We start from the raw sequence: 16,150 nt of genomic DNA on the forward strand, positions 1-16,150 counted from the left end.
ACAAAACTAATTGCTGTTATAATCACAAATGTTTTCTAGGTGCTACTTTAATGCTATTTTTGTATTAAAGTAGGTGAAAATTTATTAAAAGAGGGGCGTATATGAATGACCAATTGGTTGAAAAAATTAAAGCTAATCCTAATTATCAGGAATTAGTAAAAAAAAGAACTGGTTTTGCAGTAAAACTTGGTATTTTTGTACTTGTTTTGTTTTATGCATTTATTTTAACTATCGCATTTGAACCAAGTATTTTAGGTATTAAAACAGGTGATGGTGTTATGACAATTGCTTTTCCAATAGCAGCAGCTATTATTGTAATTAGTTTCATTACTACACTTATTTATGTAAAAAGAGCAAACGGTGAGTTTGAAGAATTAACAGAAAAAGTAAGAAATGATGTAAAGGACGAATTATAATGATAAGATTAATAACACTTATTACAATATTTTCTGTTGCATTATTTGCAGCAGGTGAGGCTTCTTTTGAAGCTACAAAAAGAGAGCTTAATATACCAGCAATTATTATGTTCTTTATCTTTGTTGGTGGTACTTTAGTTATCACTTATTGGGCAGCAAAAAGAACAAAATCTGCAAGTGATTTCTACACAGCTGGTGGAGGAATCAGTGGATTTCAAAATGGTATGGCTATTGCTGGGGATTACATGTCAGCAGCATCATTCTTAGGACTTTCGGGACTTGTTTATTTAAAAGGATATGATGGTTTAGTTTATGCAGTTGGGTTTTTAGTTGGATGGCCTGTTATTTTATTTTTAATGGCAGAAAAATTAAGAAATTTAGGTAAATTTACCTTTGCTGATATTGCAGCTTATAGACTTGCTCAAAAAGAGATTAGAACATTAGCCGCACTTGGTTCATTAGCAGTTGTAACTTTATATCTAATTGCACAAATGGTTGGATCTGGAAAACTTATTCAAGTACTATTTGGTTTAGAATATGAATATGCTGTAATATTAGTTGGTATTATGATGATTATCTACGTAACTTTTGGTGGTATGCTTGCAACTACTTGGGTTCAAATCATTAAAGCTATACTACTTCTTTCAGGTGTTACATTTATGGGGTTCATGGTACTAAGTCATTTTGGATTTAGTTTTGAAGCACTTGCTACAAAAGCTGTAGAAAGCCACGAGTTAGGTCAAGATATTATGGCACCTGGTGGTTTCATTTCAGATCCAATTTCTGCTATATCATTGGGACTAGCATTAATGCTTGGAACGGCAGGTTTACCACACGTACTTATGAGATTCTTTACAGTTGGAAATGCAAAAGAAGCTAGAAAATCTGTTGTTTATGCCACTGGATTTATTGGATATTTTTATTTAGTAATTGCCGTAATTGGTTTAGGCGCAATTGTATTTTTAAATTCTGATGCAGGAGCTCAATATTTTGTAGATGGGAAACTATTTGGTGGAAATAATATGGCCGCTATTCACTTGTCACATGTGGTTGGTGGAAATATTTTCTTAGGATTTATTTCAGCCGTTGCTTTTGCTACAATTTTAGCAGTTGTGTCTGGTCTTACATTAGCTGGAGCATCGGCAATTTCGCATGACCTTTACGCATCAGTTATTAATCCAGATTGTACAGAAGAACAAGAAATTAAAATTTCTAAATATGCCGTAATTGTTATTGGTATTGTTGGAGTTATTTTAGGTATTGCCTTTGAACAACAAAACATTGCATTTATGGTTGGTCTTGCCTTTGCTATTGCTGCATCTGCAAACTTTCCAATTCTATTCCTTTCAATTTATTGGAAAGGATTAACTACAAGAGGTGCTTTTTTAGGTGGTTTATTAGGTCTTATTACAGCTGTAGTTCTAGTAATTATTGGACCAATTGTATGGGTTCAAGTCTTAGGAAATGAAGAAGCTTTATTTCCATATAAACACCCTGCACTTTTCTCTGTAACTGTTGCATTTATTGGTATTTGGTTCTTTTCTAAAACTGATAATTCACAAAGAGCAAAAGATGAGAAGAAAGCATTCGAAGCTCAAAACATTAGAGCTGAAACTGGTTTTGGAGCAGCTGGAGCAGTTGACCATTAAAAATACATTTTGTACAATTATTGTACATCAAAGAGGGTAAAGCTACCCTCTTTGAACAAAAAATGCTCACAAAGCCCCATTATTAGGGCTACTTATAAATATTATTACTTGTTACTTTTTTACATATTTTACATATTTTTTACATATTCCGTATAATTTTTGTTCATAACTGATTTTTTTATGCAATAATACTTTGTCTAATTTGCTATTTCTGTGCTATATAGTCGCAGAAAAATAGCTTATATTTTGACTTATATCATCAAAAGCTCTCTTGTAGTGTGAAAATATAAGAGATAGAAGGGGAAAAGATGAAGGATGAACTAGTTGAAAGGATTGAAAACAATCCTAAGTATCAAGAGCTTGTTTCAAAGAAAAATAGCTTTGGAATTAAGTTAGGTATTTTTGTACTTGTAATGTTTTATGCATATATTTTAACAATTGCATTTAATAAAGAAGTATTAGCTACAAAAATTGGTGAAGGTGTTACTACAATAGCATTTCCTATTGCACTTGCAATCTTAATTATTAGCTTTTTAACAACATTAATTTATGTTAGAAGAGCAAATGGTGAGTTTGAAGACTTAAATAATGAGATTAAAGAAGATGTAAAGGATCTAATATAATGAGAATATTAGCACTGATTTTTATTGTTGCACTAAGTGCATTTGCAGCGGGAGATGCTACATTTGAAGCAACAAAAAGAGAACTTAACGTTCCTGCTATTGTTATGTTCTTTGCATTTATTGTTTTTACTTTAGGTTTAACTGTTTGGGCTGCAAGAAAAACAAAATCTGCATCTGACTTTTATACAGCTGGTGGAGGAATCACTGGATTTCAAAATGGTTTAGCAATTGCTGGGGATTACATGTCAGCAGCAGCATTCCTTGGTGTTTCTGGTTTAATTTATTTAAAAGGTTATGATGGAGTAATTTATGCTGTTTCTTTCTTGGTTGGATGGCCAATTATTCTTTTCTTTATGGCTGAGAAGTTAAGAAACTTAGGTAAATTTACATTTGCAGATATTGCAGCTTATAGACTTGGTCAAAAAGAGATTAGAACCTTAGCTGCATTTGGTACACTTTCTGTTGTTGTTTTATATCTTATTGCACAAATGGTTGGGGCTGGAAAACTTATCCAAGTACTATTTGGACTTGACTATGAATATGCAGTTATCTTAGTTGGTGTAATGATGATTATATATGTAACTTTTGGGGGTATGCTTGCAACTACTTGGGTTCAAATTATCAAAGCATGTTTACTGTTAACTGGTGTAACTTTTATGGCAATCATGGTTTTATATCACTTTGGTTTTTCTTTTGAATCTTTAGCAGTAAAAGCAAGTGAAAGTCATGCTTCAGGAGAATCAATTCTAGCACCTGGTGGTTTTATTTCTGACCCAGTTTCAGCAATCTCACTTGGTATGGCTTTAATGCTAGGAACAGCAGGGTTACCTCATGTTCTTATGAGATTCTTTACAGTTGGAAATGCAAAAGAAGCTAGAAAATCTGTTGTTTATGCTACAGGTTTTGTTGGTTACTTCTGGGTTATTATTACAATCGTTGGATTTGGTGCAATTGCATTTTTAAATAGTGCAGATGGTGCTCAATATTTCACAGATGGTAAATTATTTGGTGGAAACAATATGGCTTCAATTCACTTATCTCATATGTTAGGTGGAAATGCATTCTTAGGATTTATTTCAGCTGTTGCCTTTGCTACAATTTTAGCAGTTGTATCTGGTCTTACATTAGCTGGTTCATCAGCTATTGCCCATGACCTTTATTCAAATGTAATTAATCCAAATGCTACTGATGAGCAAGTTGTTAAAATCTCTAGATTTACAGTTGTAGTTGTTGGTATTGTTGGAGTTACACTTGGAATTGCCTTTGAACAACAAAATATCGCATATATGGTTGGATTAGCATTTGGTATTGCAGCATCGGCAAACTTCCCAATTCTTTTCTTATCAATTTATTGGAGAGGGTTAACAACAAGAGGTGCATTTTTAGGTGGATTATGTGGACTATTAACTGCAGTTACACTTGTAATTATTGGACCAATTGTTTGGGTACAAATTTTAGGAAATGAGCAAGCATTATTCCCTTATAAGCACCCTGCTTTATTCTCTGTAACAGTTGCTTTTGTTTCAATATGGTTCTTCTCTAAAATTGATAATAGCGAAAGAGGAAAAAACGAAAAAGAATTATTTAGAGCTCAAAATGTTAGAGCAAATACAGGTATTGGTTCAGCTGGAGCAGTTGATCACTAAACTTAAATTTTTAGTACTTTTACTAAAAACTTTAAACACTAAAGGGATTTACTCCCTTTAGTAAAACTTAACAATAATATAATTTTATAAATAATCTGTTAAAATTTATCATCTACATATAAAGAGTCAGTATGAGTATACATGAACAAAGTAATTTTATAAAAAAAATACACCCTTTTGAAAATCTAACAAAAGCTGAACTTGAAGAGTTCTCTAATAATATTGATATTATATATTTAAAAAAAGGTGAAGTTCTTCAAAAAGAAAAAGAGGAGCCTAAAAATTTATACTTTATTATAAAAGGTTTAATTCAAGAACTTGATGAAGATGAAGTTATTTCAATATACTCAAATAAAGAGTTTTTTGACCCTATTTCATTAATTGAGAACTTCTCAAAACATAGTTTTGTAACTGCACAAGAAACTATTTGTTATTCTCTACCAAAAGATATATTTATTAAAACCCTTAGAAAAAATAGAAACTTAGAGAGTTTTTTCTTCCAATCTATTTCTCAGAAATTAAATGCAAATATAAATTATGAAAAGAATAAAGAACTTGCAAATATTATGGTTGCAAAGGTTAAAGATGCAAATGTTCACAGAGCAGTAGTTGTTCCCTTTGAAACTTCAATTTTTGAAGCTGTTAAAACCATAAAAAAAGAAAAAGTCCCTACCTTACTTCTAAGAGATAATGGGGGACAAATTCATATTGTTACTGATTCAGATTTTAGAGAAAAAGTAATATTAAATAGAATGGACTTTGATGAAATAGTTGGTAAAATTTCAAATTCAGGAATTAAATATGTAAATGAAAATGATTTTTTATTTAATGCCCAATTAATAATGTCCCAACATGGATTAAAAAGATTAGTTGTTGTTAACAATAATGATGAGATTGTTGGAATAATTGACCAGATTTCCTTATCATCATTTTTTGCCACACATACATTTTCTGTTTCAAATGAAATTGATAAAGCTGAAACTATTGAAGAATTAAGAAATGCTTCTAAGTCATTTATTAAGATTATTAAATCTTTAAATGCAAAAGGGGTAAAAGTAGAGTTTATTTCTAAATTAATTAATCAATTAAATAGAAAAATGATGAATAAACTTTTTAAAATAACTGCACCTGATGAACTAAGAGAGAAAGCCTGCTTAGTAGTAATGGGAAGTGAAGGTAGAGGTGAACAGGTTTTAAAAACTGACCAAGATAATGCACTTATTATTTCAGATGATTGTACTTTAAGTGATGAAGAGATTTTAAAATACACCCATGAATATACTGAACATTTAGTTGATTTTGGTTTTCCTAGATGTGAAGGTAATATTATGGTTTCAAACCCTTATTGGTGTAGAAGAGAAAAAGATTTCAAAGATTTGATTTATGAATGGATTATGAAACCAAGTGGTGATAACTTTATGAATCTTGCAATTTTTTATGATGCTTTAGCTGTAACAGATGACAGAAGTTTATTGGATAATCTAAAAGAGTACCTATTTAAAATAGGATCTACATCAAAAACATTTTATATGCATTTTGCAAAAATCATCATGGACTTTGATGTTCCTTTAGGTTTTTTTGATGGCTTTGTTTTTAACTCAGATGATAAAGAGCATAAAAATGAGATTGATATAAAAAAAGGTGGAATATTTATACTTGTTCAAAGTATTAGAAGTTTATCTTTAGAGAATAAAGTTTTAAGATCAAGTACACAAAAAAGAATAAAAGAGTTAAATAAACTTAATGTTTTAGATGATGAGTTTGCCTCAGAGCTTAGTCAAGCATTTAACTTTTTTCTAACAATTAAATTAAAATCAAATTTACAAAAACTTGATAGTGGAGAAAAAATAGATAACTTTATAAACCCTGATAATTTAACAACAATGGAAAAAGATCTATTGAAAGATAGTTTTAAAATTGTAAATAAATTAAAGAAAAAATTAGAGATGCATTATAAGTTGAACTATGTTTAGAAAAATCAAAAATCATTTTAATAAAAAAAATTTAAAAGACTTAAAATACCAATATCTTTTTGATAAGCCAATGGAAAATGAGTATATTTGTTTTGATTGTGAAACAACAGGCTTAAATCCTAAAGAGGATGATATAATATCTATTGGTGCAGTATTAATCAAGGACAATACTATAGTAACAAGTAAAAAATTTGTTAGATTTGTTAAACCCAAAACAAAACTTCAAATTGAAGCTATTAAAGTTCATCACATCAGAGAAATAGATTTAGAAAATGCAGAAGATATTGATAAAGTGATAGAAGATTTTTTAGAATTTATAGGAAATAAAAAACTAGTTGGGTACTATTTAGAGTTTGATATTGCAATGATTAATAAATACCTTAAGCCAAAATTAGGTATAAAATTACCAAATAAAGCATATGAAGTTTCAGCTATATATCATGACTATAAAATGGAAATGATCCCTCAAAGTAATATTGACTTGAGATTTGATACTATAATGAATGACTTAAAAATCCCTATTATGGGCAAACATGATGCTTATAATGATGCAACTATGACTGCGCTTATGTTCCTTAAACTGAAAAATCAACCAAAAGTTAAAATAAAATAAAAATTTCAAACTAATATACTAATTTAGTATTTCTGTGATATAATAATTCTAAATTTTTTTAAAGGTAGGAAAATGTTAGTTTTAGTACTTAACTCGGGTAGTTCTTCCCTAAAATATCAACTAATGAATCCACAAACAGCAGAGGTAAAAGCAACTGGACTTTGTGAAAGAATTGGTATAGATGGTAAAATAGTTCATATAGCAAATGGTCATAAAACCAAAAATGATTATAATATGCCAACACATAAAGAAGCTATTTTAAATGTTGTAAATATCTTAACTCATGGTGATGATAAAGTAATTGACTCAATAGATGATATTCAAGCAATTGGACATAGAGTTGTTCATGGTGGAGAGTTCTTTGATAGATCAGTGATAGTAGATGAAGATGTTATTGCAAAACTTGAATCAATTATTCCTTTAGCACCACTACACAATCCTGCAAATATCATGGGTATGAAAATAGCTAGAGAGCTAATGCCAACAAAACCTAATGTTGCTGTATTTGATACTGCATTTCACCAAACAATGCCTGCTTCTTCTTTTATGTATGCAATACCATATGAAGATTATAAAGATTTTGGAATAAGAAAATATGGTTTCCATGGAACTTCTCATTATTACGTTTCAAATGAAGCACAAAAACTATTAAATAAAGAAGAGTCTAAAATTATTGTTTGCCATTTAGGAAATGGATCTTCTGTTTGTGCGATTAAAAATGGTAAATCAGTTGAAACATCAATGGGACTTACTCCACTTGAAGGCTTAATAATGGGTACTAGATCTGGTGATTTAGATCCTACAGTTGTAAATTTCTTAATGGAAAAGAAAGGTATGACTGGAGATGAAGTTAATAATTATCTAAATAAAAAATCAGGTCTTTTAGGAGTATCTGGAATTAGTTCAGATTTAAGAGAGATTATTGAAGAAGCAGAAGAAGGTAATGAAAGAGCTATTATAACAATTGAGATGATGACAAATAGAATTAAAAAATATATTGCATCATATGCTGCAATCCTTGGTGGAGTTGATGCAATTTGCTTTACTGCAGGTATCGGAGAAAATGCAAACCTTGTTAGAGAAAAAGTTTGTGAAAATCTTGAATTTATGGGAATAAAACTTGATGATGAAAGAAATGCAATTAGATCAGGTGAAGCAAGAGAGATAAATAGTGTTGATTCTAATGTTAAAATTTATGTAATCCCTACTAATGAAGAATATGTAATCGCTCATGACACTTATGAGTTAGTAAAAGGTTAATAAACTTTTTATTTTACTTAAGTATTTATTTATAATTTTAATTAAAAAATTTATTTAATTATTAAACTTGATTTATACTCCCTTTTGTTGTATCATAGGTACAACAAAAGGATGTGTAATGAAACAGTTTTTTTCTTTATTCCTTTTATTAATCTTATATACTTTTGCATCTGGTAAGAGTATTGTTCAGCTACAAATAGATAATGCCATTTCACCTGCAAGTGTTAAATACTTAGATGATGGTTTTAATTATGCAAAAAAAATAGATTCATCCTTAATTTTAATCAAACTTGATACCCCTGGTGGATTATCCTCTTCCATGAGAAAAATGATACAAAAAATTTTAGAAAGTAAAATTCCAATAATAATCTATGTTTATCCAAAAGGAGCAAGAGCTGCAAGTGCAGGAACATATTTAATGTATGCATCCCATATTGCAGTTATGGCTCCTGGAACAAATATAGGTGCAGCCACTCCAGTTAATTTAATACCTAATCCAAAGATTAATGAAGAACCAAATAAAAAAACATCAGAATCTAAAATGGAAAAAAAAGTTTTAAATGATTCTATAGCATATTTAAAAAGTATTGCCGAACTAAGAGATAGAAATATCAACTGGGCAATAAGTGCAGTAAAAGAGGGAAATAGTATATCAGCAAAAGAAGCAAAAGAAAAAAATGTAATTGATTTCATAGCAAATAATATAGATGAACTACTAAAAAAGATAAATAAAAAAGAGATTATAATTGATGAGAAAAAGATTATCATAGACACACAAAATACCAATATAGTACCTTATAATCCTTCATGGAAAATTGAACTTTTAAGAACAATTGCAAATCCAAATATTGCATATATTTTTTTAATTATTGCAATTTATGGGGTACTTTTTGAGATGATGAACCCAGGAGCAATTTTTCCAGGAGTACTTGGATTATTTTCAGCTTCTATAGCTTTATACTCATTAAATATCCTACCTTTTGATTATGCTGGACTTCTTTTTATCTTTTTAGGTATAGCTCTAATGCTTTTAGAAGTTTTTATTGTTGGATTTGGTATTTCAGGGATAATTGGAGTTGTCTCCTTTGCCTTTGGCTCAATTATGTTATTTGATGAAAAAACTTTAGGAACATCTATTTCAATACCTTTAGTTTTAGCTATTTCATTAGTCTCATTTGGATTTTTTATTTATCTTCTAGGATATTTAATTAAAGTAAGAAAACAAAAATCAATAATTGATTTTAACAACATGGCTGGATCAAAAGTTAAAGTTCTAAAAATAATAAAAAATAGTTATAAAGTTGAATACAAAGGAGAGATTTGGAATGCAAAAAGTGATGAAACTTTTTGTGTAAATGATATAGCAAAAATAGAGTCAGTTTCAGGACTTACTCTAAATATAAGGAGTTAAAAATGATTTCATTTACAATTTTATATATTATAGGTTTTTTAATAATTATACTTGCTCTTTCAATTAGAATTCTAAAAGAATATGAAAGAGGAGTAGTATTTACCTTAGGTAGGTTTTCAGGTATTAAAGGCCCTGGATTAATTATTATAGTTCCATTGATACAACAAGCTGTAAAAGTTGATTTGAGAACTATAGTTTTAGATGTACCCACTCAAGATGTAATCTCTAAAGATAATGTATCCGTTCATGTTAATGCTGTTGTTTATTTTAGAGTTATAGACTCTCAAAAAGCGATAATTCAAGTTGAAAATTTCCATGATGCTACAAGTCAACTTGCACAAACTACATTACGTTCTGTTTTAGGTGGTCATGACTTAGATGAGATGCTAGGGGAAAGGGAAAAACTTAATTCTGATATTCAAGAAATATTAGATAAACAAACAGATATTTGGGGTATAAAAATCTCAAATGTTGAGATAAAACATATTGACTTAGATGAAAGTATGATTAGAGCTATTGCAAGACAAGCTGAAGCAGAAAGACAAAGAAGAGCAAAAGTAATAAATTCTAAAGGGGAATTAGAAGCTAGTAAAAACCTGCTAGAAGCAGCTAATATATTAAGTCAAAATCCTCAAGGGATTCAATTAAGATATCTTCAAACATTAAGTGATATTTCAAATGATAAAACAAATACAATTGTTTTTCCATTTTCCGCTGAGTTAAAAAACTTATTTAAATAAAATTGGAGAAAACTTCTTCAATTTTATTTCTTATATTTTCTAATCAATCATGACTAAAATATAGCTATTTTATAGAATCATATTATTGACAAAAAAAACTTTTTATAAAATAGGTAAATACAAATAATATCCAAATTCTATACTTAACTACTTGGATATGTACCACTTTTATACATAGTCTTATAATATGAACAATTTTTTTCACAAAATGCTACACTAATGCTATGTTTTTGCTATGTTTGAATAATATAATTTTATGATTTTTACAAAAAAGGAAGCTTGAATGGGTTTAATTGAGAGTATAAAAGAGAAAGCAAGGGAAGAACTAAAAACAATAGTTCTACCAGAATCTGAGGACGAAAGAGTATTAAAAGCTGCTCAAATTGTTCTAGAGGAAAAAACTGCAAATGTTATTTTGATTGGGAATGAAGATACAATCAAAAATGATGCTACTTCATGTGGTGCAAACATTGAGGGTGCAACTATTATAGACCCTAAATCTTTTGATAAAATTGATGCTTATATTGATGAATTAGTTGAACTTAGAAAGAAAAAAGGTCTTTCTAAAGAAGAAGCAACTGAAATTATGACAACAGAACCAAGATTTTTTGGTTGTATGATGGTAAGACTTGGGGATGCTGATGGTTTAGTTGCTGGTTCAAATTCACCAACTGCAGATGTTTTAAGAGCTGCTATTCAAGTAATTAAAACAGCACCTGGTATTAACACAGTATCATCTACATTTATTATGGAAACTGCAGATGGTAAATTTGGAGACAATGGTTTAATTTTATTTGCAGACTGTGCAGTAAATCCAGAACCAAATGCTGAACAATTAGCTGACATTGCAAGTGCAACAGCAGCAACTGCAAAAAGCGTTGTTGGATTAGAACCAAGAGTTGCAATGTTATCATTTTCTACTATGGGAAGTGCAAAACATCCATTAGTAGATAAAGTACAATTTGCTTGCGAAATTTTAGAAGATAGAGAAGTTGATTTTGCATATGATGGGGAGATGCAAGCTGATGCTGCTATCGTTGAAGCTGTTGGAGCTAAAAAAGCACCAGATTCTTCAGTTGCTGGAAAAGCAAATGTACTAGTTTTCCCTGATTTACAATCAGGAAACATTGGGTATAAACTAGTTCAAAGATTTGCAGGAGCAGCAGCTCATGGACCAATTGTACAAGGATTAAATAAACCTGTAAATGACCTTTCAAGAGGTTGTTCAGTTGAAGACATTTCAAACTTAGTTGCTATTACTGCAACACAATGTTAATTAAAAAAACTAATTTCAAAGAGGGAAAAGACATATGTTAGTATTTATTTTAAACGCGGGAAGTTCATCATTAAAATATCAATTAATGAATCCAATTAATAAAGAAGTTTTAGCAGTAGGTATTTGTGAAAGAATTGGTATTGATGGTGTATTAAAACATGAATTTGGTGAAGATCAAAAAATTAAAATTGAATCTAATTTACCAACTCATAAAGAAGCTATTGAATTAGTTTTAAAAACTTTAACTGATGGGGAAGGTAAAGTTATTGACTCAATTGATGATATTGAGGCAATTGGACACAGAGCTGTTCATGGTGGGGAAGAATTTGCTGGTTCTGTTATGGTAAGTGACAGAGTTATTGAAACTATGAAAAAACTTATTCCACTTGCTCCTTTACATAACCCTGCAAATATTATGGGTATGGAAATTTGTCAAGAATTAATGCCAGGAAAACCAAATGTAGCTGTATTTGATACTGCATTCCACCAAACTATGCCTGATTATGCTTATATGTATGCATTACCACATGATCAATACACTAAAAATGGTGTAAGAAAGTATGGTTTCCATGGTACATCACACTTCTTCGTATCAAATGAAGCATCTAAAATGTTAGATAAAAAACACAATACAAGAATTATTGTTTGTCACTTAGGAAATGGTTCATCTGTTTCAGCTGTATTTGATGGTAAATGTATTGACACATCAATGGGTCTTACTCCTGTTCAAGGTTTAATGATGGGAACAAGAGCTGGTGATATTGGTGCTGGTGCTATTCAATATATGATGGAAACTGAAGGTTGGAATATCAAAGAAATGCTAGATGTATTAAACAAAAAATCTGGTATTGTTGGAATTTCTGGTAAATCTCCAGATTTAAGAGAAGTATTAGAAGGTTCTGAAGCTGGTGATGATAGATGTAGATTAGCTGTTGATATGATTGCTTATAAAATCAAACATTATGTAGGAGCATACGCAGCAGCACTTGATGGTGTTGATGCATTATGTTTCACAGGTGGTATTGGTGAAAATGCTGCATTAATCAGAGAAAAAGTTTGTGCTGGTTTAGATTATATGGGATTAAATATTGATCCAGTAAAAAACAACAAAAGATCTAGTAATGCTAGAGATATTTCAACAAATGGTTCAAGAGGTAGAATTTTTGTTATTCCTACAAATGAGGAATATGTTATTGCAAACGATACTTATAAAATCGTTAAGGGTGTTGAGTAAAAATTACTCAATATCTAATCTAGGGAAAGACAAAGGGGCAAGGAGTGAAAAACTTGCCCCTTTTTTTATATAATTTTTAAAGCAGATTCTTTTAACTCTTTAGCAGTTTCACTACTAATTAATTTCTTCCAATAATCGATTCTACTTTTTAACTCTTCAGAAAAAAACACTTGCATACTTAAAGTAAAAAACTGATCATTGATAATTTTTTCATAAAAAATATCATAAATACTCTCTTTTTTATTTAATTCTTCATACTTTAATGTAAAATCTTTTAAAGCATGAATCATTGCATTGACTTTCATATTATCTTCAAAAATAGAATCAAAATCTTTTTCTTTTCTAAATGTATTAATAACTTCAGTCATAGTATTTAACACATTTTCTGGATCAATATCTAAATTTAAATCTTCAACTTTTTCTTTGTCAAAACTACTTTTTTCAATTATCTCACCCAAGGCAATTTGATAATATAATTGATATTTAGCCATTATATTAATTAAATTTTCACGTTTAAATTTATTTGCAATTATATCTTGCTTTCTCATATACAATTAACCTTTTTAATAAGCTTTTAATCCACTTGTAAATAAAACACTAAAATTTGTTACTGCTTCTTGCATTATTTTATCAAGGAATTTATCAAACTTATCTTGTTTTTTCCAAATTGGATTTTCAACTTCAGAAAGTTTTATTATCTCTTCTCTCGCAAAATTGAGGGTTGATACCTCATCAACTAATCCAAGTTTTTTTGCTTGTCCTGAAGTAAAAATATGAGCATCAGCAAATTGAGTATGATTTTCTTTTTTCAATTTTCTTGCATTTGCTACATCAGTTATAAACATGTCATATGTATCATTTATAACTTTTTCTAACTCTTCTCTTTCATAATCTTTCCAAGCTCTTGTAGGGGTTCCTACTTCTTTGTATCTTCCAACTTTTACAGTTTGTGTTTTAACACCAATTGTTTCCATAAGTTCTTCTACATTTGTTCCTTGAAAAATCACACCAATAGATCCAATCATAGCTCCTGGATTTGCAATAATTTTATTTGCCCAAATTGAAGCATAATATGAACCGCTTGCCATAACTCCACTTGCATATGCCACAACAGGTTTCAATTGTTTTAATTCTTTAATTGCATAGGCTAATTCAACAGAAGGAGCAACAGCACCACCAGGAGAATTTACTATTAAAAGAACACCTTTTATATTGTCATTCTTTTTTGCCTGATTTATTTGTTCTAAAACTTTATCAACATTTAAAATAGGTCCAACAAGTTCTATTTTTTGTAGATTTGCCATCTCAAAGCTTTCACCGTTTATTGCTGACTCATTTGAACTTGAAACAAAGAAATAAACTATAGTTAAAAATACTACTGTTTTAAAATATTTAGTAATAAAATCTAATATAGCAATAATCGGGTAAAAAAGTTTTTTTATTATACTAATCATCTAAACCTCCAATAATTGTTTTTTCCACAAATTTAGTATGAAGAATCACATTCATATATAAGTCCTCTTCATCCTCTATCATATCTGGTAATTTAATACAAATCATATCTGCATCTTTATTTTTTTCTAAAACACCTTTATTTAAACCCAAAGCATCACTACCATTTTTTGTAGCAGCTTTAATTAATATTTTCGATAACTCTAGTATATTAATATTCTCATGAACCATTAGAGCATTTCTCAACTCATCAAACATAGATAAAGAGTTATTTGAACTAAGTCCATCTGTACCTATTGAAAAAGGTATCTCTTTATCTATTAACTTATTTAAGTCAAGTTTATTATTATTCAAAAATCTATTTGATGTTGGACAATGATTTATAATTGCCCCTAATTTTTTAATTTTCTCTAAATCATTTTCACTTGCTTCTACACAATGAGTAAAAGAAAGATTATCAAGATTTTTAAATTGTTCTAAAAAATCCATTGGCTTAGTAACAGCTTTTTCTTGACCTAAAAAATTTTTAAAAAAATCTAAAAAACCACCCTCGTCTTTATGTAACCATTCAAACTCTTCTGGTGATTCTAAAAAGTGAGCACTAACACTTAGATTTTCTTCTTTTGCAATTTTTAATGTTTCTCTAATTAATATTGGATGAACTGAATATGGTGAATGTATTGCAATTGCAGGAATAAAATTTTTCTTTTTATTTTTCTTAGAAGAGTTTAATCTTGCTTTGAAATCTGCAAAAAGATTATCAATCATCTCTGCTTTACTTCCAATAACCTCATTAAAAAAAACAGTATTAATAGAACTTTTAAGGCAAGCATCTATCTCCAATCCATATGAAGAGATTGCTCCAATGCTTGTAGTTCCAGTTTTTTTCATCCTTGCTAATTTTTTGCTTATTAGTTTTGTATTTGCTTTTTCAATCAATGTTTCTCTATTTTTTATAACAGAGTTTAACCACAACATAAAATTACCATATTTTAATGTTGTACTATTTGATGAGAATTCTAAATGAACATGAGAATTAATAAGACCTGGCATTAACACAGAGTTCTCACCTAAATCTTCAATTTCAATATTTTTATATTTTTCTTGGATAATTTTTTTTGAAGCAATATCTATGATTGTTTTATCATAAACAATGGCACCATCTTTGATGATGGTGCTATTTGCATCACAAGTAATAACCCAAGATGCACTTAATATTTTCATTTTTTTATATTAAAAAAAGGATTAAGCTTGAGCTTGTGCTTCAGCTTGTTCTTTTTGTTGAGCTTCAACAGCCTTAACTTCAGAGATGATTTGAGTTAATGCAATAAGACCCATATGATAACTAAAAGGTCCAAAACCTGTAATTACACCTGTTGCTGCACCTGCAGTAATTGATTTTTGTCTATACTCTTCTCTTTTGTAGATATTTGAAATATGAACTTCTACTGTTGGAAGGTTTACTGCACTTAAAGCATCTTTAATAGCAATTGATGTGTGAGAAAATGCTGCTGGATTAATTAAAATACCATCAACTGTACCTAAAGACTCTTGGATTCTATCAACAATTTCACCCTCTAAATTAGATTGAAAGAACTCTAATTCTACACCGTTTTGTTGTGCACTTCCTTTCATTTGTTCATGGATTTGTTCTAAAGTCATTGGACCATAAATATGCTGTTCTCTTACACCTAACATATTAAGATTTGGACCTTGGATAACTGCAATTTTCATTTTATATTTTCCTTTTATAAATTTTAGGTAAGATTATATTGAAATTTTAGTTAAAGTAACACAAGTACAACTCGTTGTTCTCTTTAGAATTTCCTTCTTTAAGCAAAATTTACTTTTGCTGAT

The 16,150-nt window shown here is 29.5% G+C and carries 15 protein-coding genes; 11 read left to right on the plus strand and 4 right to left on the minus strand.

Annotation, left to right across the window (positions count from 1 at the left end; translation table 11 throughout):
* The first annotated feature begins 101 nt into the window (after positions 1-101).
* The 11 genes from AC2TY9_RS15575 to AC2TY9_RS15625 all read left to right on the plus strand — a co-directional run bounded on the left by AC2TY9_RS15575 (position 102) and on the right by AC2TY9_RS15625 (position 12,841).
* Positions 102-416, plus strand: a complete 315-nt coding sequence (locus AC2TY9_RS15575) for a DUF485 domain-containing protein (protein WP_489778502.1) — start codon at positions 102-104, stop codon at positions 414-416.
* Entirely contained in the window at positions 416-2,065 is a 1,650-nt protein-coding gene (locus AC2TY9_RS15580; RefSeq protein WP_489778504.1) for a cation acetate symporter, read from the plus strand. Before AC2TY9_RS15575 ends, AC2TY9_RS15580 begins: the two co-directional genes overlap by 1 nt.
* A 308-nt stretch (positions 2,066-2,373) precedes the next feature.
* Positions 2,374-2,688: a DUF485 domain-containing protein gene (locus AC2TY9_RS15585; RefSeq protein WP_489778506.1), complete on the plus strand. Its 315-nt coding sequence runs from the start codon at positions 2,374-2,376 to the stop codon at positions 2,686-2,688.
* On the plus strand, positions 2,685-4,334 hold the full coding sequence (locus AC2TY9_RS15590) for a cation acetate symporter (RefSeq protein WP_489780439.1): 1,650 nt from the start codon (positions 2,685-2,687) through the stop codon (positions 4,332-4,334). The genes AC2TY9_RS15585 and AC2TY9_RS15590 overlap by 4 nt, the downstream gene beginning before the upstream one ends.
* Before the next feature lie 131 nt (positions 4,335-4,465).
* Complete coding sequence (locus AC2TY9_RS15595) at positions 4,466-6,307, plus strand: putative nucleotidyltransferase substrate binding domain-containing protein (RefSeq protein ID WP_489778507.1); 1,842 nt, start codon at positions 4,466-4,468, stop codon at positions 6,305-6,307.
* The gene (locus AC2TY9_RS15600; RefSeq protein WP_489778509.1) at positions 6,300-6,920 is read left to right on the plus strand and encodes a 3'-5' exonuclease; all 621 of its coding nucleotides are present in this window, start codon (positions 6,300-6,302) and stop codon (positions 6,918-6,920) included. The genes AC2TY9_RS15595 and AC2TY9_RS15600 overlap by 8 nt, the downstream gene beginning before the upstream one ends.
* Before the next feature lie 72 nt (positions 6,921-6,992).
* Entirely contained in the window at positions 6,993-8,180 is a 1,188-nt protein-coding gene (locus AC2TY9_RS15605; RefSeq protein WP_489778511.1) for an acetate/propionate family kinase, read from the plus strand.
* A 118-nt stretch (positions 8,181-8,298) separates the two neighbouring features.
* Entirely contained in the window at positions 8,299-9,591 is a 1,293-nt protein-coding gene (locus AC2TY9_RS15610) for an NfeD family protein (protein WP_489778513.1), read from the plus strand.
* A 2-nt stretch (positions 9,592-9,593) separates the two neighbouring features.
* The gene (locus AC2TY9_RS15615; RefSeq protein WP_489778515.1) at positions 9,594-10,331 is read left to right on the plus strand and encodes a slipin family protein; all 738 of its coding nucleotides are present in this window, start codon (positions 9,594-9,596) and stop codon (positions 10,329-10,331) included.
* A gap of 283 nt (positions 10,332-10,614) precedes the next feature.
* Complete coding sequence (gene pta, locus AC2TY9_RS15620) at positions 10,615-11,607, plus strand: phosphate acetyltransferase (RefSeq protein WP_489778516.1); 993 nt, start codon at positions 10,615-10,617, stop codon at positions 11,605-11,607.
* 34 nt (positions 11,608-11,641) lie between these two features.
* A complete protein-coding gene (locus tag AC2TY9_RS15625; protein WP_489778517.1) occupies positions 11,642-12,841 on the plus strand; it encodes an acetate/propionate family kinase in 1,200 nt (399 codons plus the stop codon).
* A 65-nt stretch (positions 12,842-12,906) separates the two neighbouring features.
* Here AC2TY9_RS15625 and AC2TY9_RS15630 read toward each other — a convergent pair whose 3' ends face one another.
* From AC2TY9_RS15630 to aroQ, 4 genes are read right to left on the minus strand one after another with little or no spacing between them, the layout of a single operon-like run.
* Positions 12,907-13,389 (minus strand): hypothetical protein, encoded by a 483-nt coding sequence (locus AC2TY9_RS15630; RefSeq protein ID WP_489778519.1) that lies wholly within the window; start codon positions 13,387-13,389, stop codon positions 12,907-12,909.
* 15 nt (positions 13,390-13,404) lie between these two features.
* Positions 13,405-14,295: a signal peptide peptidase SppA gene (gene sppA / locus AC2TY9_RS15635; protein ID WP_489778521.1), complete on the minus strand. Its 891-nt coding sequence runs from the start codon at positions 14,293-14,295 to the stop codon at positions 13,405-13,407.
* Complete coding sequence (mqnF, locus tag AC2TY9_RS15640) at positions 14,288-15,517, minus strand: aminofutalosine deaminase family hydrolase (RefSeq protein WP_489778523.1); 1,230 nt, start codon at positions 15,515-15,517, stop codon at positions 14,288-14,290. Before mqnF ends, sppA begins: the two co-directional genes overlap by 8 nt.
* A 21-nt stretch (positions 15,518-15,538) precedes the next feature.
* Positions 15,539-16,027, minus strand: a complete 489-nt coding sequence (gene aroQ / locus AC2TY9_RS15645) for a type II 3-dehydroquinate dehydratase (RefSeq protein ID WP_489778525.1) — start codon at positions 16,025-16,027, stop codon at positions 15,539-15,541.
* Positions 16,028-16,150 lie beyond the last annotated feature (123 nt).

Source organism: Arcobacter sp. ISO1, assembly GCF_058105185.1.

Bases quoted from the DNA above. Each gene is read 5' to 3' on its own strand.
- AC2TY9_RS15600 (WP_489778509.1), top strand. From the start codon at position 6,300: ATGTTTAGAAAAATCAAAAATCATTTTAATAAAAAAAATTTAAAAGAC.
- AC2TY9_RS15595 (WP_489778507.1), top strand. From the start codon at position 4,466: ATGAGTATACATGAACAAAGTAATTTTATAAAAAAAATACACCCTTTT.
- AC2TY9_RS15585 (WP_489778506.1), top strand. From the start codon at position 2,374: ATGAAGGATGAACTAGTTGAAAGGATTGAAAACAATCCTAAGTATCAA.
- AC2TY9_RS15575 (WP_489778502.1), top strand. From the start codon at position 102: ATGAATGACCAATTGGTTGAAAAAATTAAAGCTAATCCTAATTATCAG.
- AC2TY9_RS15610 (WP_489778513.1), top strand. From the start codon at position 8,299: ATGAAACAGTTTTTTTCTTTATTCCTTTTATTAATCTTATATACTTTT.
- aroQ (WP_489778525.1), bottom strand. From the start codon at position 16,027: ATGAAAATTGCAGTTATCCAAGGTCCAAATCTTAATATGTTAGGTGTA.
- sppA (WP_489778521.1), bottom strand. From the start codon at position 14,295: ATGATTAGTATAATAAAAAAACTTTTTTACCCGATTATTGCTATATTA.
- AC2TY9_RS15580 (WP_489778504.1), top strand. From the start codon at position 416: ATGATAAGATTAATAACACTTATTACAATATTTTCTGTTGCATTATTT.
- AC2TY9_RS15615 (WP_489778515.1), top strand. From the start codon at position 9,594: ATGATTTCATTTACAATTTTATATATTATAGGTTTTTTAATAATTATA.
- AC2TY9_RS15605 (WP_489778511.1), top strand. From the start codon at position 6,993: ATGTTAGTTTTAGTACTTAACTCGGGTAGTTCTTCCCTAAAATATCAA.
- AC2TY9_RS15625 (WP_489778517.1), top strand. From the start codon at position 11,642: ATGTTAGTATTTATTTTAAACGCGGGAAGTTCATCATTAAAATATCAA.
- mqnF (WP_489778523.1), bottom strand. From the start codon at position 15,517: ATGAAAATATTAAGTGCATCTTGGGTTATTACTTGTGATGCAAATAGC.
- pta (WP_489778516.1), top strand. From the start codon at position 10,615: ATGGGTTTAATTGAGAGTATAAAAGAGAAAGCAAGGGAAGAACTAAAA.
- AC2TY9_RS15630 (WP_489778519.1), bottom strand. From the start codon at position 13,389: ATGAGAAAGCAAGATATAATTGCAAATAAATTTAAACGTGAAAATTTA.